This is a genomic window from Kitasatospora sp. NPDC097605 (assembly GCF_040302725.1).
Taxonomy (GTDB): Bacteria; Actinomycetota; Actinomycetes; order Streptomycetales; family Streptomycetaceae; genus Kitasatospora.
The window spans coordinates 2832-24292 of the sequence record NZ_JBEOSF010000013.1; the positions used below are offsets into that span (position 1 = coordinate 2832).

The following is a 21461-nucleotide window of genomic DNA, read 5'->3' on the forward strand; positions in this document are numbered from 1 at the left end:
AAGCCCCGGGCAAGCGGCGAGGCGCAGCCGAAGCCGCCAGGGCAAAGCCCCGGGCAAGCGGCGAGGCGCAGCCGAAGCCGCCAGGGCAAAGCCCCGGGCAAGCGGCGAGGCGCAGCCGAAGCCGCCAGGGCAAAGCCCCAGGCGAGCGTCAGGGTGGGGGTGGCAGGGTGGTGAGGGCGGTGGTGAGGCGGGTGGTGTCGGGGGCGGAGAGGGCCTCGTAGCGGGCCAGGGACTCGCGGTAGTGGGCGGCCGCTTCGGTGAGGTCGCCGCGGGCGCGGGCGAGGTCGCCGGTGAGTTCGAGGACGCGGGCCTCCCAGTGGCGGGCGCCGGCCGTGCGGAAGGCGGCGAGCGCCTCCGCGTAGCACCGGCCGGCCTCGGGGTGGGCGCCGAGGGCCGTGTGGGCCTGGCCGAGGAAGGCGAGCGCGCGGGCCGCCTCGTACGCGGCGGGGACGGCGACGAGGTCGCGGTGGGCGCCGGTGATGACGGGGACGGCCTCGGCGGGGCGGCCGGCGGCGAGCAGGACGTCGCCGAGCGCCAGCCGGGCGAGCGCGGTGCCGCGGCGGTCGCCCCCGGCCTCCCGGAGCCCGGCCGTCGCGCGCAGGCAGTCGGCCGCCTCGGCGAGCCGTCCCGCCGTGCGGTGGGTCTGGCTGAGGCCGTACAGGGCGTTGGCCTCGGCGAGCGGCCGGCCGGCCGCGCGGGCCAACTCCAGTGCCTCGGTGAACCATTCGGCGGCCTGCTCGCCCTCCCCCGCGTTGCGCAGGCCGGTGCCGCCGGAGGTGAGCATCCGCAGCAGGCCGTCGTGGTCGCCGTCCGCGCGGGCGGCGGTGCGGCCGATCCGGTGGGCGTCGATCCACAGCCGGGCCGGGCGCAGCCGCAGGAACAACGGCCACATGGCGTCGACCAGTTGCCACGCGGTGGCGGAGCGCCCGGTGGCGGCGGCCCAGCGGACGGCTTCGGCGAGCCGGCCGGTCTCCGCGTCCAGCCACCGGACGGCGGCCGACTCGTCCGCGAACTCCCGTACGCCCGGCACCGGTTGGGCGGTGTAGTCGCGGCGCAGGGTGCGGTGGCCGGGGCTCAGAAGCGCCTCCGCGGCGGTGGCGGAGGCGAGGTACCAGTCGAGGACCCGGTCGACGGCGGCCCGCCCCTCCGGCCGTTCGCGCACCGCGTCGGCGCGCGCCCGGGCGTGGAGCTTCACCAGGTCGTGGAAGCGGAAGCCGTCCTCCATCTCCTCCAGCAGGTGGACGTCGATGAGTCCGCCGAGCAGCCGGTCGGCCTCGGCCGGTTCCAGGCCGCCGACCGCGCAGACCACGTCGAGGGTGAAGACCGGGAACGGCAGCAGGCCGAGCAGCCCGTACAGCCGGACCGTGTCCGCCCCGAGCACCTCGAAGGACGCGTCCAGCGCGTGCCGCACGGCCTCCCCCTCCACATCGAGCGCGGCGAGCCCCTCGGACTCCTGCCCGAGCGCCTCGGCGGTGGCGGCGAGCGGTTGGACCGGTCGGGCGGCGATCCGGGCGGCCGCCAGGCAGACGGCGAGCGGGAGCCGGCCGCAGCGCTTCACCACCAGCGCGGCGGCGGCCTGTTCGCGGGCCACCCGGTCGGCGCCGACCCGCTGGGCGAGCAGTTGCACCGAGGCGTCGTCCGAGAGCACGTCGACCGGCCGGAACACGGCGCCGTCTATGCCGAGCCCGGTGAGCCGGCGGCGGCTGGTGACCACGACCACCGCGTGCTCGGAGCCGGGCAGCAGCGGGCGGACCTGGGCGGCGGTGGAGGCGTTGTCGAGCAGCACGGCGATCCGGCGCTCGGCGGCGAGCGAGCGCCAGAGCGCGGCCACTTCGGCGAGGCCGCGCGGCACCGGCGCGATCCCGAAGGCGCGCAGGAAGCCGCCGAGCGCCTCGGCCGGGTCGGCGGGTCCGCCCGGGGCGTGGCCGCGCAGGTCGGCGTAGAGCTGGCCGTCCGGGAAGCGGCCGGCCAGCCGGCGCAGCCACTGGGCGGCGAGCGCGGTCTTGCCCACCCCGGCCGGGCCGGTGACCACCACGGTGACGTCGGCGGCGCCGCCCGGCGTGTCCTCCAACTCGCGGTCCAGCGCCGCCAGATCGGCGTCCCGTCCGACCAACCGGCGTGGTGTCGGCGGAAGTTGGCGCGGAACCGGCAGTGCCGGGACGGCCGGCGGCGGCGCGGCCTGGCCGTAGACGGTCAACTGGTGGATCTCCCCGGCCTGGACGACCGAGCCGCCGACCCGGGCGTCGGCGAGCGAGTTGCGCGTCCCGGGCCGCGGTTCACGCGCTTCGTGCGGTTCGCGGGTGCCGTCCACCCCTCTCATCGGCCGCTCCCGACGGCCCGCCGCCGCCGAACTCCCGTTGCCCTGAACCGATCGGGCTCCACTGGTTCCCCCTACCCGTAGAACGATGGACAGAAGTGACGGGAGCGGCCGATGTGGTCGGGCAATCGGCTGCGCCCCTATATCACATGAGGCTCTTCCGGACTGCGTTATGTGTCAATAATGCCTTGCCGTACAGCGGGGTGCGGTATGGATGCGACCCCCGCAATCGTGGGATGCTCCCTGCGACACGGCAAGCTGGTAGCCAACCGGCGGGGGGCGTCACAATGGAGTTCCACCTTCTGGGTTCGGTTGAACTTTCGGTGAACGGCGAGTTGTCGGCAATTCGCTCGGACAAGCGGCGACGGCTGCTTGCCGCCCTGGCACTGGACGTCGGCCGCCCGCTCAGCCACCAACTGCTGGCCAACCGGCTGTGGGACGAGGAGCCCCCGCCCAGTGCGGTGGCCAGCATCTACAGCCATGTCTCCCGGCTGAAGGGCCAGTTGCGAAAGGCCGCCACCGATGAAGGCCTCGGCAGGTCCCGCGACACCCCGACCATCGAGAGCCGATCGCACACATATGCGCTTCATGCCGATCGCCAATTGATCGACTGGTGGCGCTTTGTCGACCTTTCCCGGCACGCCCGCCAACTCGCCGAGAACGGCGAGGACATCCAGGCCCGGACGGTGCTGGGCCGGGCCGAGGAAATCTGGCGCGGCGAACCGCTCGCCGGCCTGCCCGGCAGCTGGGCCCAGTCCACCCGCGCCACCATGGCCGACCAGCGCCTCGCCACCACCCTGCTCCGGATCGAGATCGACCTGCGGCTCGGCCGCTACGGCGAGACCGTCCCCGAACTCACCGCCCTGCGCGAGGAACGCCCCACCGACGAGCGGGTCGCCGCCCACCTGCTGGTCGCCCTGCACGGCGCCGGCCGGCAGGCGGAGGCGCTCACCGTCTACCCCACCGTCGCCCGCCGGCTGCGGGCCGACCTCGGCACCGGCCCGGGCGAGGCCCTCGTCCGGCTGCACGAGCGGATGCTCGCCGGCGGCCCGCTCACCGAACCGGCCGGACGCGCCGGCGCCACCCCGCGCCCCTCCCCCGCCCCGCGCGCCGGCGGCCCCGCGTCCGCGCCGGCCGGGCGCCGGCTGATCGGCCGCCGGACCGACCTGCGCCGGCTGCTCGGCAGCCCCGAGGAGGCGGTCGAGCAGGGCGGCGTGGTGACCGTCTCGGCGATCCTCGGCATGGCCGGGGTCGGCAAGACCACCCTGGCCCTGCACGCCGCCCACCTGATGCGGGGCCGGTTCCCCGAGGGGTACGTCCACCTCAACCTCGGCGCCCACGCCGTCAACCAGAGCCCGCTCGCGCCGCAGGCGGTCGCCACCTCGCTGCTGCGCCGGCTCGGGGTGCCGGCCACCACCATCCCGCTCGACAGCGAGGAACTGTTCGCGCTCTGCGCCGAGGTGCTCGCCACCCGGCGGGCGGTCGTCGTGCTCGACGACGCGGCCGGCGCGGCGCAGTTGCGGCCGCTGCTGCCGCCCGTGCCCGCCGCGCTGATCCTGGTGACCAGCCGCCGCCGGCTGGCCGAGATCCCGGGCTCCAGGCCGGTCTTCCTGGACCTCCTGCCGGTGGACGACGCGGTCGCCCTGTTCACCTCGGTGGTCGGGCGCGAGCGCGCCGACGACCGCAGCCGGATCGTCGAGATCGTCGACCGCTGCGGGCTGCTGCCGCTGGCCATCGAGATCGCCGCCAGCCGGTTCAAGGCGCGGCCGTCCTGGACGCTGGGCCACCTCGCGCTGCGGCTGTCCCGCAAGACCGGCCGGCTCGGTGAGATGCGGCACGACACGGAGAGCGTCGCCCGCGCCTTCGAGATGTCCTACCGGTCGCTGCCGGCCGAGCAGCAGGAGGCGTTCCGGCTGCTCGGCGCCCACCCGGGACCGGACATCGGCCTGCACGCGGCGGCGGCACTGCTCGGCCGGTCGGTCGACGAGACGGACCACCTGCTGGAGGCGCTGCTGCATTGCCATCTGGTGCAGGAGAACTCGCCCGAGAGGTACCAACTCCACGACCTCCTCCGGGATTACGCGCTCGCCCTGACCCGGGACGAGGGCGCCGGGGAGGAGGGCGGGGCCGCGTTGCGGCGGCTGCTCGGATTCACGCTCCGCGCGGCCGACCAGGCGGACCGGCTGCTGTATCCCCGGCGTTCACGCCTGCCCCTCCCGGAGTTTCGCCAATTGCCGGGAATGGAAACGTTGTTGTACGACCTTGACCTGGATTCGCACGAGTCGGCGCGGGAGTGGCTGGACACCGAACAGGCCGCCCTGACCGCCCTGGTCCCGCACGCCCGCGCCACCGGCCACCCGGAGGCCGCCGCCTGGCTCGCCCACGTCCTGGCCGGCCGCCTGGACGCCCAGGCCTACTGGAGCGAGGCCCACGACATGCACCAGGCCGCGGCCGCGCACTGGCGTTCAGCGGCGAACGACCGCTGCGAGGCCCGCGCCCTGATCGACCTCGGCGCCACCCTGGCCAACGCCTCCCGCTACCCCGCCGCCTTCGAGGCCCTCGACCGCGGCCTCACCCTGGCCCGCCGGGAACAGGACCCCGACGCCACGGCGGAGGCGCTGAGCATCCTGGGTCGCGTGCTCTGGCACCGGGGCGCCCTACCCCGGTCCCTCGCCCTGCAGGAGGAGGCCCTACGGATTCGAAGAGACCACGGCGACCTCTGGAATACCGCACGCTGCCTCGCCAACCTCGGCATCGTCCAGCGCTCCCTCGGAAATCACGGAATGGCGCTCGCGGCCTACGAGGGAGCACTTCCATTGGCCCGGCGATTCCAGGACAGAACCTTCGAGATGAGAATTCTGAACAATATCGGAGATCTCCACCTGGCGGCGGGAAACCTCTCCGCCGCGCGCTCCGGATTCGAACGGGTCCTCCAATTCCCGGAGGGCGCCATCTCGACATTCGATCTCGCCGTGGTGAAAATCAACCTGGCGGCCACCCTCAGGATCCCGGAGGAGCTCGACCGGTCGTTGGCACTTCACCGGCAGGCATTGACCGTCTTCCGCTCGGTGAGTGCCGTCAAACATGAGGCCGACGCGCTCAACGGCCTGGGCCACGCGCTTCGCTCGGCCGGCCACCCCGCGGATGCCCGCGATCAGCACGCCATCGCCCTTGAGCTGGCTCGCTCGGCGGGAACGGCCCACGAGGAGGCTGCGGCTCTCTACGGCCTCGGCCGCGCCGAGGCCGCCCTCGGCGCTCAGGCCGAGGCTGTCGAGCACCTGTCATCTTCGATCAGCCTCTCCGACCGGCTCGGCGCGGCCGATCAGGCCGCGCTCGCCAGGAAAGCCATGGCCGACATCAGGGCGATCGAATGCCCGGACGGATAGCTTCCGGTTTCTCCGGTACACCATTCGCAATTATTGATCGAACTTGATCAACTAGAAGCATCGAGGACGCCGGAAAGCGACACCCGCAGCCACCTTCGAACAAACACCAATGATTCACATGGAGGGTCGGGCCGACAGCCGCCCGCGGGCTCCCGCGTCTGGTAGAAATGGCTTCGAGCGACGAACGCGGTGTCGCTCGGCCGTCGTTGAGATCCCAGGAAAGGCGCCATGTTCACCTTCTCTGCCCTGATAGCCGCAATCGCCGCGATGCCCATTTGGTGCTGACTCGGGCACCGGCAACGCCGGAGGGCGCGACCGGGGTTCCGGTCGCGCCCTCCGGCGTTGCCGGCGGGGGTCAGATCGTCGTGGTGAGGGGGACGGCTGCCTCGGGGGTGAGGAGGCGGGCTGTCAAGGTCTCGGTGAGGTACAGGTTGACGGTGTCGGGGGTGTGGGAGAGGTAACCGACGCTGACGTCCTGGCCGAGGTGGAGTTCGAAGTCGCCGCCGCGGGTGGAGAGCAGCAGGGCGCCTTCGAGGGCGGGGGCCCAGATGAGTTCGCCGTCGAGGAGGCGGGCGATGTGGCTGGCGACCGGGTAGCCGTGGTCGGAGGTCTCGTTGACGGCGGTGTAGGCGTCGGCGCCGAGGAGGAGGGCGTAGGGGCCGCCGACGCCGGCCAGACGGAGGGTGGTGAGGGCGCGGCTGACGGCCTCCGGGTACTCGCGGACGTCGGCGGGGAGCGGGACGGCGGGGTTGGTGGCGGCCGCGCGGATGCCCTCGATGCCGGCGGCCGGGTAGCCGTCGAAGAGGGCGCGGTCCTCGGTGAGGGCGAGGGTGCGGGCGGCGTCCTTCACGGGCTGCCAGTCGCTGTCCCTGGAGCCGCGTTCGACGTCGTCCACGGCGGAGCGGTCGACCGGGAAGGGCACCCGGAGTTCGACGAGCGGCCGCACCTCGCGGGCGTGCGCCTGGACCCCCGGGTTGGGCGGCTCGATGGCCGTGAGGTGGCCGGTGCCGACGGCCGCGAGGGTGGGACCGTCCGGGCCGCTCAGGTCGACGACGCGACGGCCGGCGAGGTGGAGCTTGAAGGTCTGCCGGGCCTCCTCCTCGATCTCCGCCCAGGCCGCGGCGGAGACGGGGGCGAGTTCGCGGTGCAGGTTGTTCATGGCGCGGGGGTGCCTTTCAGGCTGCCGATGGCGAGGGAGCCGTCGGAGGAGACAGCGGAGGAGGGGACAGCGGAGGAGGAGAGGGCGGCGGAGGGGACGGAGGAGGCGGCGAGCGCGGGGACGGCGAGCGGCGCGGGCGGCGGGGCGTCCAGGAGGTCGGCGGTCGGGACGTGGAACAGGGTGCCGGTGGCCGCGGTGGAGAAGTCGAGCAGGCGGTCGTGGGCGCCGGGCGGGCGGCCGACGAACATGTTCTCCAGCATCTCCTCGGTCACCGCCGGGGTGCGCGAGTAGCCGATGAAGTACGTCCCGAACTCCCCGCCCCCGGCGAAGGAGCCGAACGCCATGTTGAACCGCATGATCTGCCGCTCCTCGCCGTCCGGGCCGGTGACGCTGGTCAGCGCGACGTGCGAGTCGGCGGGCTTGACGTCGTCGGCGAGCTCGATGTCGGTGAGCTTGGTGCGGCCGACCGCGCGCTCCTGCGCCTCGACCGGGAGGCGGTTCCAGGCGTCCAGGTCGTGCAGGTACTTCTGGACGATCACATAGCTGCCGCCCGCGAACTCCGGGTCCTCCGCGCCGATCAGGACGGCGGCGGCCGCCGCCCGGCCCTCGGGGTTCTCGGTGCCGTCGACGAAGCCCAGCAGGTCGCGGTCGTCGAAGTAGCGGAAGCCGTGCACGGCGTCGACCACGGTGGCGGCGCCGGCGAGGCGGTTGGTGAGCTGGCCGGCGAGTTCGAAGCAGAGGTCCATCCGGGCGGCGCGCAGGTGGAACAGCAGGTCGCCGGGGGTGGCCGGGGCCCGGTGGCGGGCGCCGGCGATCTCCCGGAACGGGTGCAGCTCGGCCGGGCGGGGGCCGTCGAAGAGCCGGTCCCAGGCGTCCGAGCCGATGCCGGTGACACAGGTCAGGCCGGCGTCGGGGGCGCGGAAGCCGACCGCGCGGCGCAGGCCCGCCAGGTCGGGCAGCAGGGCCCGGACGGCGGGCTCGCCGCCGGGGTCGACGGTGAGGACGAGGAAGATCGCGGCGGTGGTGAGCGGGCTGAGGACGGGCTGCGGCATCGGCGGACTCCGGTCTCCGGGGTCTGATCATCCGTACGATTACACCCCAGAGCGGACATTTCGGCACGGGCGGCAGGCCGAGGAGGGAACAGGAGGGGAAAGCGGACGGCCCCTCACCGGGGAGCACCGGCGAGGGGCCTGACGACGGGGATGACGACGGGGATGACGGCGACGACGGAAGGACGCGGACGGAGCGGCCCCGTCAGGACGCGGCGCCGCGGCGGCGCAGACCGAGGGCCGTGACCAGGGCGCCCAGGGCGACCGCCGCGACCGGGACCACCAGGGCGGCCCGGAAGCCGTCCAGTCCGGAGCGCCCGGCACCGGTGGCGGCCAGGTGGACGGCGGTGACCGCGGAGAGGCCGAGCGCCGCGCCGAACTGGAAGGCGGTGTTGAGCAGCCCGCCGGCCAGCCCCTGCTCCTCCTCGGCGACGCCGTCGGTGGCGGCGATCGTCAGCGGCCCGTAGGCGAGGGCGAAGGCCAGGCCGGTGAGGATCATGGTCGGGAACATCATCGGATAGCTCCAGTCCAGGCCCACCGGCAGGAAGAGCGCATAGGACAGGACCGCCAGGACGAAGCCGCCGAGGATCACCCGGACGGTGCCGAACCGCTCCACCAGCCGGGGCGTGAGGGTCGGCGCGAGCACCGCGTCCACGCCGACCGCGAGCAGCGCGAGGCCGGTCTGCAGCGGGGTCCAGCCGCGCAGGTCCTGCAGGTGGAGGGTGACGGTGAACTGGAAGCCGAAGAAGGAGCCGGCGAACAGCAGCGCGCCGAGGTTGGCGCGCAGCAGCGGGCCGGAGCGCAGCAGGCCGAGGCGGACCAGCGGTGCGGCGGAGCGCCGTTCGATCGCGGCGAAGGCGGCAAGCAGGGCCAGTCCGCCGGCCAGCTCGGCCAGGGTCAGGAGGGCGGCGGCGTCCGGCTCGCCGAGCCGCACCACCGTGTGGACCAGCAGCAGCATGGCGCCGGTGGCGGTGGCGGCGCCGGCCAGGTCGAAGCGCTCGCCGGGTCGGCGGACGGGCGGGTGGTCGCGCGGGAGCAGCGGCAGGGCGGCGAGCAGCAGGGCGCCGGCGAGCAGGACCGGGGCGAAGAAGACCCAGCGCCAGCTGATCGCGGTGAGCAGGCCGCCGGCCACCAGGCCGAGGGAGAAGCCGGCCGCCGCGGTGCCGGCGTAGAGGAGCAGCGCGCGGTTGCGGCGCGGGCCCTCGGCGAAGGCGGTGGTGATGATCGCCAGGCCGGCGGGCGTCATGAAGGCGGCCGCGAGTCCGGTGGCGAAGCGGGCCAGGATGAGCACCCAGGGGGCGCCGGCGAGGCCGCCGAGGCCGGAGAAGAGGACGAAGACGGTGAGCCAGAACAGGAACATCCGGCGCCGTCCGAGCAGGTCGGCGGTGCGGCCGCCGAGCAGCATGAAGCCGCCGTAGCCGAGCACGTAGGCGCTGAGCACCCAGCTGAGCGAGCCGGTGCCCATGCCGAGGTCGGCGCGGATCGAGGGGAGCGCCACGTTGAGCATGGCGACGTCGATGCCCTCCAGGAAGATCGCGCCGCACAGGACGAGGAGGACGGCGGTCTCACGGCCGGTGAGGCGGGTGACCGGGGGCGGGGCGGCGGGCGCGGGGACGGGCGTACCGGTTTCGGGCACGGCTGAGGACGTGGACACGGAGGTCTCCTGGGAGTGCGCGGGGAGGCGGGGGCGCCGGACGGGGCCGCGGTTCTCCCCGGTCCGGTCGGTTCCCTCTTGTAACCACCGCCATCCTGAGGCAGCATCAGGGACCATGGAAGAAGGCACTTTGACGTCACCGACGCACTGCGCGGTCACCGAGGACGACTACGACGTGCTCCAGTGGGACACCCGGGAGGACTGCGAGGTCCGGCAGATCCTCGACCGGATCGCCGACAAGTGGTCGCTGCTGGTGATCGCGCTGCTGGACCGCGGTTCGCTGCGCTTCACCGAGCTGCGGCGGGAGATCGACGGGGTCAGCCAGCGGATGCTGACCGTCACGCTGCGGCAGCTGGAGCGGGACGGTCTGGTCGAGCGGACGGTGCACCCGGTGGTGCCGCCCCGGGTGGACTACGCACTGACGCCGCTGGGGCGGACGCTGCACGAGACGGTCCGGTCGCTGGTCACCTGGACGGAGGCGCACCAGCGCGAGATCGCGGCGGCCCGGGCCTCGTACGACGCGCGGGTGGGCTGAGCGCACGCAAGAGGGGCGGGCCCGGTCTCCCGGGCCCGCCCCTTCCGTCGTGCCGTGCGCCGTCAGACCCGCAGGGCCGCCAGCTGCTCGGCGAACGGGACCACGGCCTCCTCCGACGCCCCGCCGTCCGCCGCCGGCCCGCTGGGGGCGCGGCCGGCGATCAGCCCGGCGAGCTCGCCGGCGGCCCGGTCGATCCGGCCCGGCAGTCCGTCGGTGAGCCGGTCCCCCGTGGTGCCCCAGTCGTCGGTGGCCGCGTAGACCGAGGTCGGGACGACCACCGAGCGCAGGTAGCCGAACAGCGGCCGGACGGCGTGCTCCAGGGCCAGCGAGTGCCGGGGCGTGCCGCCGGTGGCGGCGATCAGCACCGGCTTGCCGCTGAGCACGTCCGGGTCGATCACGTCGAAGAACGACTTGAACAGCCCGCTGTAGGAGGCGGTGAAGATCGGCGTCACCGCGATCAGCCCATCGGCGCGGGTGACCGTCTCGATCGCCTCGCGCAGCGCGGCGCCGGGGAAGCCGGTGACGAAGTTGTGCGCGATGTCGGTGGCGAGGTCGCGCAGTTCGATCACCGTCACCTCCACCTCGCGCCCGTCGGCGGCGAGCCGGCGGACCGTCGCGTCGGCCAGCCGGTCCGCGAGCAGGCGCGTCGAGGACGGCTTGCTCAGGCCGGCGCTGACCACCGCCAGTCGGTACGCGGTCACTTGGCCACCTCCACGTTCTCCTCGGTGTTCTGCTCCTGCTCCCGGCGGGCGCGGTCGGCCGCGACCAGCGAGGCGTGGGTCGGCGCGTCCGGGACGCCGGCCGGGCGGCCCTTGGCGAACTCCTCGCGCAGCACCGGCACGACCTCCTCGCCGAGCAGGTCCAGCTGCTCCAGCACGGTCTTCAGCGGCAGGCCGGCGTGGTCCATCAGGAACAGCTGGCGCTGGTAGTCGCCGAAGGTCTCGCGGAAGGCCAGGGTCTTCTCGATGACCTCCTGCGGGCTGCCGACGGTGAGCGGGGTCTGGTCGGTGAACTCCTCCAGCGACGGCCCGTGTCCGTACACCGGCGCGTTGTCGAAGTACGGGCGGAACTCGCGCACCGCGTCCTGCGAGTTCTTGCGCATGAACACCTGGCCGCCGAGGCCGACGACCGCCTGCTCGGGGGTGCCGTGGCCGTAGTGGGCGTAGCGCTCCCGGTAGAGGTTGATCAGCTTCTGGAAGTGCTCCTTGGGCCAGAAGATGTTGTTCGCGAAGAAGCCGTCGCCGTAGTACGCGGCCTGCTCGGCGATCTCGGGGCTGCGGATCGAGCCGTGCCAGACGAACGGCGGGACGCCGTCGAGCGGGCGCGGGGTGGCGGTGAAGGACTGCAGGGGGGTGCGGAAGCGGCCCGACCAGTCGACCACGTCCTCGCGCCACAGCTGGTGCAGCAGCGCGTAGTTCTCGATCGCGAGCGGGATGCCCTGGCGGATGTCCTTGCCGAACCACGGGTAGACCGGGCCGGTGTTGCCGCGGCCCATCATGAGGTCCACCCGGCCGTCGGCGAGGTGCTGGAGCACCGCGTAGTCCTCGGCGATCTTCACCGGGTCGTTGGTGGTGATCAGCGTGGTGGAGGTCGAGAGGATGATGCGGTCGGTCTGCGCCGCGATGTAGCCGAGCAGGGTGGTCGGCGAGGACGGCACGAACGGCGGGTTGTGGTGCTCACCGGTCGCGAAGACGTCCAGGCCGACCTCCTCCGCCTTGCGGGCGATGGCCACGGTGGCCTTGATCCGCTCGTGCTCGGTCGGGGTGCGGCCGGTCGTCGGGTCGGGGGTGACATCGCCGACGGTGAAGATTCCGAACTGCATGCTGCTCACCACACTCCAGGCTGAATCCCGCTGGGAAACCCGGCTCAGGATCCGATCGTCAAAGTTTCAACCACCTTAGCATCCGCCGTCCGGGGGTTATTCCCCTCAGCGCCCGACTCCTGGCCCGAGACCGCACTACGGGCCCGCAGGGCGTCCGGGAACAGGGTCAGCAGGCCCGCGACGGCCAGCGCGACCCCCAGCCAGAGGGCGGCGCGCAGGCCCCAGAGGTCGATGGCGAGCCCGCCGAGCAGGGAGCTGAGGATGACGCCCAGCGTGATGAAGGAGTTGTGGAGGGTGTTCACCAGCGGACGGGCGTTGCCGATCCGCTGCACCCGCGAGGCCATCGCCGGGTTCATGGTGACGCCGACCAGCCCGACCCCGAGCAGCAGGCCGACCGCCGGCACCCGGAGCTGGGCGAAGAGCGCGAGGCCGGCCAGGAAGACGGTGTTCAGCGCCAGGCCGACGGCGAGCACCGGCAGCGCGTACCGGTCGGCGAGCCGGCCCACCACGGTGTTGCCGACCACCGTCGCCGCGCCGTAGGCGACCAGCAGCAGCGGGACGGAGCCGGTCGCGAAGCCGGTGATCCCGGTCAGGATCGGGTTGACGTAGCTGAACAGCGAGAAGGTGGCGCCGATGATCAGGGTGCTGGTGACGAAGGCCAGCCAGAGCCGCCGGTCGCGCAGCACGCCCAGCTCGGCGCGGAGCGAGCCGCCGCCCTCGGCGCGGCCGGTGTCCGGCACCCCGGCGACGGTCGCCAGCGCGACCGCCACGGTGAGGACGGCCACCGCCCAGAACGCCGCCCGCCAGCCGAGGCGCTCGCCGATGACGGTGGCCAGCGGCAGGCCGAGCAGGGTGCCCAGCATCAGGCCGTTCATCAGCACGGCGATCGCCCGGCCGCGCAGCTCGGGGCGGGCCAGCTGGACGCAGAGCGAGATCGAGATGCCGAAGAAGGCCTGCGCGGCGACCCCGCTCACCACCCGGGCCACCAGCATCACCGGATAGCCGGAGGCGGTCGCGGCCAGCAGGTTGCCGACCAGGAAGATCGCGAAGAGCAGCATCAGCGCCCGCTTCTGACGCATCCTCAGCAGCGAGACGGTGAGGAACGGGCCGCCGAAGGACATCGCCACGGAGAAGGCGGTGATCAGGTAGCCGATCTGCGGGACGGTCGCGTCGAGTCCCTCCGCCAGCTGCGGCATCAGCCCGGCGACGGCGAACTCACTGGTCACCATCGCGAAGATGCCGAGGGCGAGGACGTACACGGCACGTGGCATGGGAGGACTCCCCCGATAGTTTTGGATGGATCGGTTCAAAATAAGGGCAGGACGAAGTCGGGGCAGGCCGAAGTCAGGGCAGGCGAGAGCACGCCCCCCCCCCGGGGGCAGGCCGCTCCGGTCAGGGGGTGAGCGCGTCCACCGCGGTGGCGGCGATGGCCTCGACGGCGGCCCGGTCGGCCCCGCCCTTGGCGGCGACCCGGATCCCGGCGATCACCGCGTTCACGAAGCGGGCCAGCTCGCCCGCCTCCCGCCGCCCGGCGATCTCGCCCGCCCGCTGACCGGCACCGATCGCGGCCCCCAGCGCGGCGAGCCGCACCTGCTGGTCCCGCTCCAGCACCGCGGCCGCCTCCGGGTCGCGCCCGGCCAGCTCCACGACGGTGTTCACGGTCAGGCAGCCGATGCTGCGCCCCTGCGGGCGGTTCTCGAACTCCCCGTCGACGACCCGCGCCAGCAGCATCCGGACCCGCTCCAGCGGGGGCAGCTCCGGATCCTCCAGCAGTGCGACCTGCGGGACGGTCATCAGCTCGTTGTAGCGGTCCAGCGACCGCCGGAACAGGTCGCGCTTGCTGCTGAAGGTGTTGTAGATGCTGCTCCGCCCGAGGCCGGTCGCCACGCAGAGGTCCTGGGTGGAGGTGGCCTCGTAGCCGTTCGCCCAGAACGCGCGCATCGCCGCGTCCAGCGCCCGGTCCTCGTCGAAGGTGCGCGGTCTCGCCATGGCAGCACCGTAGCTGTTTTGGACCGTACGGTGCAATACGCCTTCCCGACCGCCCGCCGGCCGGGCGGAGCGGGACAATGGGAGGAGCCGGGAGCGGTCGGCCGGAGCACCCGAAGGGCGGCGAACCGATGGCGGCGTACATCGCGGTGAGCGCGCTGAGCCACGAGGGCCTGCAGCGCGAACGGAACGAGGACAGCCTCACCGTCGGGCCGTGGACGCTCTGCGCGACGGTCACCACCAACCCGCAGACCCTGCTCTTCCCGCTCGGCCCGCCCTGCCTGGTCGCGGTCGCCGACGGGCTCGGCGGCCACCCCGGCGGCGAGGTCGCCAGCGCCCTGGTCGCCCGGCGGCTGGCGGCGGCGGGGCCGGGGCTCGACGGCGAGGAGAGCGTCCGGGACGCCCTCCAGCACTGCAACCAGGACGTGTACGCGGCCGCCGGCGGCGATCCCGGGCTGGCCGCGATGGGCACCACGGTGGCGGGCCTGGTGCTGCTGGAGGACCGGGCCGTGGTCTTCAACATCGGCGACAGCCGCGTCTACCGCCTCGGCGACGGCGGACTGCGCCGGGTCAGCGTGGACGACAGCCCGCCGCTGCCGCCCGGACGGCGCACCACCTCGGTGGTCACCCAGACGCTCGGCGGCTCGCTCGGGCTGACCTTCGTCGAGCCGCATGTGCGCAGCGCGCCGCTGGCCGTCGGCGACCGGTACCTGGTGTGCAGTGACGGGCTGACCGACCCGGTGCCGGAGGAGGAGCTGTCGGCGCTGCTCGCCCGACCGCCGGCGGAGGCCGAACGGGCCGACGGGCGGGCCGCGTTCGAGCTCTGGAAGGCCGCGATCGAGGCCGGCGGGCCGGACAACATCACGCTCGCCCTGGTGCGGGTCGGGGAGTAGCGGCCGACGACGCGGGAGGGCCCCGGCGGTGTGCCGCCGGGGCCCTCGGTCAGTTCGGGAGGATCACAACTCCTCGGTCAGTACTCGGCCTTGATGCTCGCGCCGGAGAAGCCCTGCTGGGCGTAGAGGCTCAGGAAGACGTAGCCGGCCGGCGGGTTGGTGATGGTCAGGGTCTCGGTGTTGTCGGCGTTGGCGGACCTGGTGGTGTAGGAGTCGGTGTAGGCCCAGCTCTTGTCGTTGAAGTAGAGGTCGGCGTTGCCGGTGCCGCCCGTGCTGGTGAGCTTCAGCTGCGTCACCCCGGCGGGGAGGAGCAGGTAGAAGTGCGCGTAGTTGCCGGTGGTCGCCGCCGCGTTGTCGCGCCCGCAGTTCCGGTCCAGCCGGCGGGTGTCCGCGTCGGTGCACTGGCCGGAGCCCGAGCCGCCGCCGACGGTGACGTCCTGGCGGGTGCTCGCGGTGGCGCCCTTGTCGTCGGTCACCGTGAGCGTGACGGTGTAGGTGCCGGCCTTGGCGTACGTCTTGGCCGGGTTGGCGGCGGTGCCGGTGGTGCCGTCGCCGAAGTCCCAGACGCGGGAGGCGATCGTGCCGTCCCGGTCGGTGGAACCGTCGGTGAAGGTCACCGCCAGGCCGGAGACCGCGCTGGTGAAGGCGGCGGTGGGCGGCTGGTTGCCGGGCGGGTTGGTGTCGCCGCCGCAGGCGCCGGCCGCGCAGGCGGTCAGCCAGCGGTCGAAGTCCGCGTCGTAGCGGGTGCCGATGGTGGTCTTGAGCAGGGTGCGGGCGCCGTTCCAGTCACCGGCGCGGTACTTGGCGAGCACGGCGTCCATGTCGGAGCGGTGCTGCTCCAGCATGTAGCGCACGGCCAGGTAGCCCCAGCGGTAGACGCGCTCCTGGTCGCCGTACCCGGTGTCGAAGAGGTCGGAGAGCCGGTAGGTGTGGAGGCCGGCGGCGGTGATCGCCGCGGTGTAGGCCTCCTTGCGGTACCCGTAGGAGATGTACTCGGCGAAGCCCTCGACCCACCAGACGGTCGGGGTGGTCATGCCGGCGTCGAAGTCGCCGTACATGTCGAACCGGCCGTCGAGGTAGTGGGTGTACTCGTGGTTGAGGTTCCAGATCTGGAAGTCCGGCGTCCAGTCGGCCTCGTAGGCGAGGAAGCGCGGCTGGTTGCCGGCCTCGTTCGGCTTGCCCTCCAGGTACATGCCGCCGTTGTTGGTGTCGATGCCGTAGATGCCGGCCGCGAACACGGCGTAGTCGAAGCGCGTGTGGAAGACCACGACCTCGATCTTGGTGTTCTGGTCGTTGGCGACCGGGCCGCCGTCCTTGGCCACCGAGTGGAAGTAGGCGTCCTGGCCGTTGAGGCTGGAGCAGGTGGTGGCCAGCTGTCCGGCGTCCAGCTTCTGGGCGAGGACGCGGATGCTCGGGCTGCAGGTGTGGTCGACGGTCAGGACGGCCGCCCGGAGCCGGGCGGGGGCGTCACAGGTGCCGTAGGAGGCGCACTTGCCCGGGTCGTAGGCCTCGGCCATCTCGGCGACGGCCGCCCACTGGTAGGACGTGCGGTCGCTCGGCGAGGACGTGTCGGCCAGCCCCTTCATCTGCGGGCCGACCTTGGGCCGCAGCGGCTCGTACTGCAGGAAGCGGCCCAGCTCCCGGGTCGCGTTGTAGACCAGGAAGGTGTAGTCGCCGCCGAGCAGGGCGCCGTTGGCGGTGGCGAAGGCGTAGAGCGCGTCGAGCACGCCCTGGTCGGCCTGCACCGCCTCGACGAAGCCCTCCGTCTGGTGGCCGCGCCACAGCACGGTGAACACGCTGTTGAGCGCGTTGCCCATGTTCGCCGGGTTGTGGGTGGCGGCGTCGTACGCGCCCAGCAGGCGCTTGACCACCGGCAGGTAGCGGACGTTCTCCTGCGCGCTGTCGATCAGGGTGATCGCCTCCCCGAGCGTGCCCGCGTTGGCGGCGGAGACGTCCCGGGAGTGCGCGCTGTTGAAGAAGCCGTCCAGCGCTCCGCGGATCGAGGTCTGCAGGGCGGTGCCGTAGGTGCCGACGTCGGACGCGTGGTACCACTGCACGTAGTAGCCGGCCCGCAGGAACAGCACCAGCTGGGCGGTGGAAGTGGAGTTGTCGCCCGGGTAGTTCGCGGCGTTGTCGCGCAGGGCGTCCGCCACGGTGACCATCTGGGACTCGCGGAACGTCCCGTTCGCGTCACCGCCGGTCAGCAGGAACAGGCTGTTGATGCAACCGAGGTCGGCCGCCTTGACGGCATCGACCAGCGCGCCGCCGGTCCGGCTGAAGTCGGGGATGTTGCACGGCTTTTCGGCGAGAGCCATGGGGGCGCTCTCGCCGAAGGCCTTGGCGAGCTCGGCCTTCCGCTCCGGCGTCGACAGGGTCTCGGTGCGCTCGGGGTCCGTGGTCGAGAACGGGGCGCGGTCACGGGCCGGCGCCGTCCTCGTCCGGTCGTCGGTGGCCGGAGCGTCCCCGATCGCGGGCTGCGGGGCCAGACCGGCGGGGCCGGCCGAGGTCGCGGGCGAGCCTCCGCCGGGCGGCGGCGAGGCCTGGGGGGCGGCCTGGGCGCGCGGGGTGAACAGTCCGACCGCCACGAGCATCGCGAGGAGGAGCGTCAACAGCCTCGCGATGTGCGGTCGTTGGTGCAAAGGACGTGCGGTACTCACGTGGGGGCCTCCAGGCCTTCGTCGACCGCGTTGGGGGCGCGGCCGGTGGGGGTGGTGAGGACCGTTGCGATGGCACCGTTCAGGGCGGTGCCATCGAGCACCGGTGGGGAGTGTGACATGTACAATTGCATGCATCACATGGCCTAGGAAGCCCCAGAACCGACAACTGCCGCTTCGGCACAGGAACTTCACGGAACGAGCGCAGAACGACAAAGGCCGCCGGTCGATGACCGGCGGCCTCTGCGGGCGGCGATGTCGCCACCGCGGTGTGTCAGTCGCGGACGAGGAGCACCACGCCCGCGGTGATCAGACCGAGCACGAGCGCGGCCGCGCCGTACGACAGCCGGTGCGAGCGCACCACCGGCAGGTAGCGGTCCACCGCGTAGCGGCCGGGGCCGGTCAGCGCGAGCGCCGCCGCTGCGGCGATCAGGAGCAGCTCGTACTCGCTGCCGCCGTTCATGGCGAAGAAGCTGCCGCTCCAGGTGACGGCGAGGGCGTTGAGCATGGTGCCCAGGATCGCGGCGGCGGCCAGCGGGGCCAACAGGCCGACGGCGAGCGCCAGTCCGCCGCCGGTCTCGGTGAGGCCGGCCACGACGGCCATGGCCTTGGCCGCCGGGTAGCCCTTCATCTCGAAGAACTTGGCGGTGCCGTCGATCCCGCCGCCGCCGAACCAGCCGAAGAGCTTCTGGCTGCCGTGCGCGGCCATGGTCAGGCCGAGGGCCAGGCGCAGCAGCAGGAGGCCTGCGTCATAGGCGTGCGGGGAGGTGGCCGCCGAGCCGGGGGCTCTCCCGGCCGCGGCGAGGGGGGTGGTGGGGGCGGTCGTGCTCGGGCTGCTGCTCGGCATGCGCGTCTCCATCGAAAAAAGGGGGGTTCGTCGATACTGGCCGGATTTGTTCAAATTCGAACCAGCGGGGTGGTTTGACCGTACCTGGAAGTTTGAATTTGAACAACTGCTTGGGCAGGAGATTTTGGCGTGACCGGGTCAGTAGTGGTGTAGACCGGCGTACGAAGGCGCGAGGCGGGGCAGGCTCAGGGCATGGCACATCGCAACGAACACCGGCGGGCGGAGGACAAGGGCACCCCGCACGCCGAGGCCCTCGCCGCCTTCACCGAGCGGGTGCGACTGGTCACCCCCGACCAGTGGGACGCGCCCACCCCCTGCGCCGACTGGACCGTGCGCGATCTGGTCAACCACCTCACCGGCGAGCAGCTCTGGGTGCCCGAGCTGCTGATGGGCGCCACCGTCTCCGAGGTCGGCGCCCGCTTCGACGGCGACGTCCTCGGCGACGACCCGGTGGGCGCCTGGGCCGCCGCCGCGGACGCCGCCCGCGACGCCTTCGCCGTCCCCGGCGCCACCGAGCTCATCGTGCACCTCTCGTTCGGCGACGTCTCCGGCCGGTACTACCTGGACCAGCTCACCGCCGACGCCGTCGTGCACACCTGGGACCTCGCCGAGGGCATCGGCCGGCTCACCCGGCTGCCGGAGGACCTGGTGGACTTCGCGCTCGCCGAGTACGCCGGCTACGGGGACCTCTCCGGCAGCGGGCTGTTCGACCCGCCGCTGCCGGTGCCCGACGACGCCGGTCCGCAGACCCGGATGCTCGCCCTCACCGGGCGCCGGGACCGCCCCTGACCTGCGGCGACACTTGCTCCGCCCGAGCAGTGGGCGCGGCGCCGGATACTGGAGGTGTCGGGGGGCGGAGCCGCAGCAGACGGGAGAGGCGGGCGCGCCATGAGCCGCAGGCCGGACATCCTCGGCGAGTTCACCGCGGAGCACCGCGCGGTGGAGGACCTGCTCGCGCGGATCGAGGCCGACCGGGAGGCGGGAGCGGAGCAGGACCGGCTGCTCGGACAGCTCACCGACCTGCTGTTCAGCCACTGCGCGGCGGAGGAGGAGCACCTGTTCCCGGTCGTCCAGCACGATGTGCCGGACGGCGGAGCGATGGTGTTCCGGTGCATCCACGACCACCTCGCGATCGGCCAGTACCTCGCGGACCTGCAGGCCCTCCCGGCCGGCGACCCCGCGCCGGCCACCCTGTTGCGCGGGCTGGCTGAGCTGCTGCGCCGGCATCTGGCGACCGAGGAGGAGCAGCTGTTCGCGGCCGCCCGCAAGGCCCTCCCCGCCACCGCCCGGAACGCGCTCGCCGAACGGCTGCGGGCCGATCGGGCGGAGAGCGCCGAGGCCGGGCGGTAGCGGTCGCGGGGTCCCGGGGCCGCGGGACCGCCAGTCAGGGCTTGGCGCTGATCACCGCGAAGCGGCCGCCCTCCGGGTCCTTGAGCCGGGCCACCCGCCCGTACGGCGAGTCGAACGCCGGGCCGAGCGCGGTGCCGCCGAGCGACTCCGCCCTGGCCACCGCCGCGTCGGTGTCCGGCACCGAGAACGACACCTCCCAGTGCGGCGGCATGCCCGCCGGACCGCCCGCCTGCTCCTTGGCGAGCGCGGCCACGCTGTGGCCCTCGGCCCGCAGCACCACCCGGTCGTGCTCCCAGCGGACCTCGAACCGCTCCGGGTCCCGGCCGTCCCAGCGGAACACCTGGCCGTAGAAGAGCGCCGCCGCGAACGGGTCCGGGGTGCGCAGCTCGATCCAGACCGGCGCGCCCATCAGGTCCAGCCGCCGGGCCCGGCCCAGCGGGCCCTCCCAGATGCCGAACACCGCGCCCGCCGGGTCCGCGGCGAACGCCACCCGGCCCGCGTCGAAGGAGAGCGGGCCCACCGCGAGCGTCGCACCGCGCTCGCGGACCGCGTCGGCCGCGGCGTCCGCGCTCTCCGTGCCGAAGTAGCTGGTCCAGGCGACGGGCATGTCCCAGCCGCCGCTCGCCACGCCCAGGCCGGCCACCGCCTCGCCACCGGTCACGGCGTGCACGTACGGGCCGAAGCGGTCCGGTCCCGGCTCGAACTCCCAGCCCAGCAAAGGCCCGTAGAAGGCCTTGGCCGCGTCGAGGTCGCGCGCCATCAGGCTCACCCAGCACGGGACGGCCGCCACGCAGCGCACCTCGGCCGTTGTCCCACCGCTGACCATCGCGACCACCTCCGAGACCCCGGCCGCCGGGCCCCTCCCGACTCCCACGGCCGTCCGGCCGTCCGGGCGAGTTCAGCCTAGGGTGTGGCCGACCCTTCGGGGTGGATCAGCACGCGGGGTGGGGTGAAGGCGTAGTGAGGCCGTCGTGAGGGGCGTGCATGGGAGGCTTCGCGCCCCTTGGGTTCAGAGCACGGGCGCACCGCCGAACCCGTCGTGGCCGGCGCCCGGGGCGGTCAGGGCCAGCCAGCCGTGGCCGCGGACCGGGGTGTCGGCGGTGATCGCGGCGGGATTCACGGAGAGGCCGGCGGCGGCCGCGCCGATGGACTCGACCAGGGAGGCGTGGGGCTCGACCTCGTCGTCCTCGTCGAGATCCTCGGCGGTGGGCAGCGGCTCCCAGGGCAGCGGCTCCCCCGTCCACTCCGGCTCGCCGTACCGCCAGTACCCCCGCACCAGGGTGCCGTGCTCGGCGGCGGCCCAGATGACGGAGTCGGCGAACGGGTCCTGGAAGAACACCTGGGCACGGCCGCAGACGGCGCTGAGGCGCTCGACCACCTCGTGCGGCCACCACGTCGTCTCCCGCAACGGGGACTCCGCGTAGATCAGCCGCCAGCCCGCGTACTCGGGGGTGACGAAGACCCGGTGCACCGGCCCGGGCGCGTACTTCTCGTCGTCCCCCTGCGCGGCCAGCCCGTACCGGACGGTGACGGGGATCCGGTCGTGCAGCCCCAGCGCGGCGAAGGCCTCCTCGTACGCCTCCCCCGGGACGGCCAGCCACCAGTGGTCGGGCAGCGGGCCCGGGCGCTCGGCCTCGAACGCCCGGCGGACGGCGTGCTCGTCGACCCCGCGCGCCGACGCCCCGGCGCCCAGGACGGCGAGGAGCGCGGTGATCGCCTCGGGGGCGGGAACGGCGGCGGTCGCGGTGTTCATGACGGAGACGCTAGCCGAGGGGTCCGACAGCCCGTCACCCGCACGGGTGAGCCCGG

General features: G+C 73.4%; 17 protein-coding genes. 5 read left to right on the forward strand and 12 right to left on the reverse strand.

Features of this window, described 5'->3' with window-relative positions:
• Positions 1 to 148: 148 nt before the first annotated feature.
• Positions 149 to 2320, reverse strand: coding sequence for an ATP-binding protein (locus tag ABTX81_RS16675; protein ID WP_350545624.1), 2172 nt, complete (start codon positions 2318 to 2320; stop codon positions 149 to 151).
• A gap of 320 nt (positions 2321 to 2640) precedes the next feature.
• Here ABTX81_RS16675 and ABTX81_RS16680 point away from each other — a divergent pair, with 320 nt between their 5' ends.
• Positions 2641 to 5703 (forward strand): AfsR/SARP family transcriptional regulator, encoded by a 3063-nt coding sequence (locus ABTX81_RS16680; RefSeq protein ID WP_350545626.1) that lies wholly within the window; start codon positions 2641 to 2643, stop codon positions 5701 to 5703.
• Positions 5704 to 6058: 355 nt separating this feature from the next.
• On the opposite strand, the gene ABTX81_RS16685 is transcribed toward ABTX81_RS16680, so the two are convergent.
• The 3 genes from ABTX81_RS16685 to ABTX81_RS16695 form a co-directional block, all read right to left on the reverse strand.
• The gene (locus ABTX81_RS16685; protein WP_350545628.1) at positions 6059 to 6862 is read right to left on the reverse strand and encodes a family 1 encapsulin nanocompartment shell protein; all 804 of its coding nucleotides are present in this window, start codon (positions 6860 to 6862) and stop codon (positions 6059 to 6061) included.
• Entirely contained in the window at positions 6859 to 7914 is a 1056-nt protein-coding gene (locus tag ABTX81_RS16690) for a Dyp-type peroxidase (RefSeq protein WP_350545630.1), read from the reverse strand. Before ABTX81_RS16690 ends, ABTX81_RS16685 begins: the two co-directional genes overlap by 4 nt.
• A 202-nt stretch (positions 7915 to 8116) precedes the next feature.
• Positions 8117 to 9457 (reverse strand): MFS transporter, encoded by a 1341-nt coding sequence (locus ABTX81_RS16695; protein ID WP_350546124.1) that lies wholly within the window; start codon positions 9455 to 9457, stop codon positions 8117 to 8119.
• Between the two features lie 223 nt (positions 9458 to 9680).
• Between ABTX81_RS16695 and ABTX81_RS16700 the strand changes: the two genes are divergently transcribed.
• Positions 9681 to 10100, forward strand: a complete 420-nt coding sequence (locus tag ABTX81_RS16700) for a winged helix-turn-helix transcriptional regulator (RefSeq protein WP_350545632.1) — start codon at positions 9681 to 9683, stop codon at positions 10098 to 10100.
• Positions 10101 to 10162: 62 nt separating this feature from the next.
• Here ABTX81_RS16700 and ABTX81_RS16705 read toward each other — a convergent pair whose 3' ends face one another.
• The 4 genes from ABTX81_RS16705 to ABTX81_RS16720 all read right to left on the reverse strand — a co-directional run bounded on the left by ABTX81_RS16705 (position 10163) and on the right by ABTX81_RS16720 (position 13911).
• Positions 10163 to 10801 (reverse strand): FMN reductase, encoded by a 639-nt coding sequence (locus ABTX81_RS16705; RefSeq protein WP_350545635.1) that lies wholly within the window; start codon positions 10799 to 10801, stop codon positions 10163 to 10165.
• Positions 10798 to 11922: an LLM class flavin-dependent oxidoreductase gene (locus tag ABTX81_RS16710; RefSeq protein ID WP_350545639.1), complete on the reverse strand. Its 1125-nt coding sequence runs from the start codon at positions 11920 to 11922 to the stop codon at positions 10798 to 10800. The genes ABTX81_RS16705 and ABTX81_RS16710 overlap by 4 nt, the downstream gene beginning before the upstream one ends.
• 44 nt (positions 11923 to 11966) lie before the next feature.
• A complete protein-coding gene (locus ABTX81_RS16715; protein WP_350545642.1) occupies positions 11967 to 13193 on the reverse strand; it encodes an MFS transporter in 1227 nt (408 codons plus the stop codon).
• 121 nt (positions 13194 to 13314) lie between these two features.
• Positions 13315 to 13911: a TetR/AcrR family transcriptional regulator gene (locus ABTX81_RS16720; protein WP_350545646.1), complete on the reverse strand. Its 597-nt coding sequence runs from the start codon at positions 13909 to 13911 to the stop codon at positions 13315 to 13317.
• Between the two features lie 128 nt (positions 13912 to 14039).
• On the opposite strand from ABTX81_RS16720, the gene ABTX81_RS16725 reads away from it, so the two are divergent.
• Complete coding sequence (locus ABTX81_RS16725) at positions 14040 to 14801, forward strand: PP2C family protein-serine/threonine phosphatase (protein ID WP_350545649.1); 762 nt, start codon at positions 14040 to 14042, stop codon at positions 14799 to 14801.
• A 77-nt stretch (positions 14802 to 14878) separates the two neighbouring features.
• On the opposite strand, the gene ABTX81_RS16730 is transcribed toward ABTX81_RS16725, so the two are convergent.
• Together ABTX81_RS16730 and ABTX81_RS16735 are read right to left on the reverse strand one after the other, a co-directional pair.
• Complete coding sequence (locus ABTX81_RS16730) at positions 14879 to 17392, reverse strand: collagenase (RefSeq protein WP_350546128.1); 2514 nt, start codon at positions 17390 to 17392, stop codon at positions 14879 to 14881.
• Positions 17393 to 17729: 337 nt separating this feature from the next.
• Positions 17730 to 18302: a DoxX family membrane protein gene (locus tag ABTX81_RS16735; protein ID WP_350545652.1), complete on the reverse strand. Its 573-nt coding sequence runs from the start codon at positions 18300 to 18302 to the stop codon at positions 17730 to 17732.
• 192 nt (positions 18303 to 18494) lie between these two features.
• On the opposite strand from ABTX81_RS16735, the gene ABTX81_RS16740 reads away from it, so the two are divergent.
• Both ABTX81_RS16740 and ABTX81_RS16745 read left to right on the forward strand, forming a co-directional pair.
• Entirely contained in the window at positions 18495 to 19091 is a 597-nt protein-coding gene (locus ABTX81_RS16740) for a TIGR03086 family metal-binding protein (protein WP_350545655.1), read from the forward strand.
• Positions 19092 to 19190: 99 nt separating this feature from the next.
• On the forward strand, positions 19191 to 19652 hold the full coding sequence (locus ABTX81_RS16745) for a hemerythrin domain-containing protein (protein WP_350545658.1): 462 nt from the start codon (positions 19191 to 19193) through the stop codon (positions 19650 to 19652).
• Positions 19653 to 19686: 34 nt separating this feature from the next.
• Here the strand turns inward: ABTX81_RS16745 and ABTX81_RS16750 are convergent, their stop codons facing one another.
• Together ABTX81_RS16750 and ABTX81_RS16755 are read right to left on the reverse strand one after the other, a co-directional pair.
• On the reverse strand, positions 19687 to 20442 hold the full coding sequence (locus ABTX81_RS16750) for a VOC family protein (RefSeq protein WP_350545662.1): 756 nt from the start codon (positions 20440 to 20442) through the stop codon (positions 19687 to 19689).
• 219 nt (positions 20443 to 20661) lie between these two features.
• The gene (locus tag ABTX81_RS16755) at positions 20662 to 21405 is read right to left on the reverse strand and encodes a hypothetical protein (protein ID WP_350545665.1); all 744 of its coding nucleotides are present in this window, start codon (positions 21403 to 21405) and stop codon (positions 20662 to 20664) included.
• Positions 21406 to 21461 lie beyond the last annotated feature (56 nt).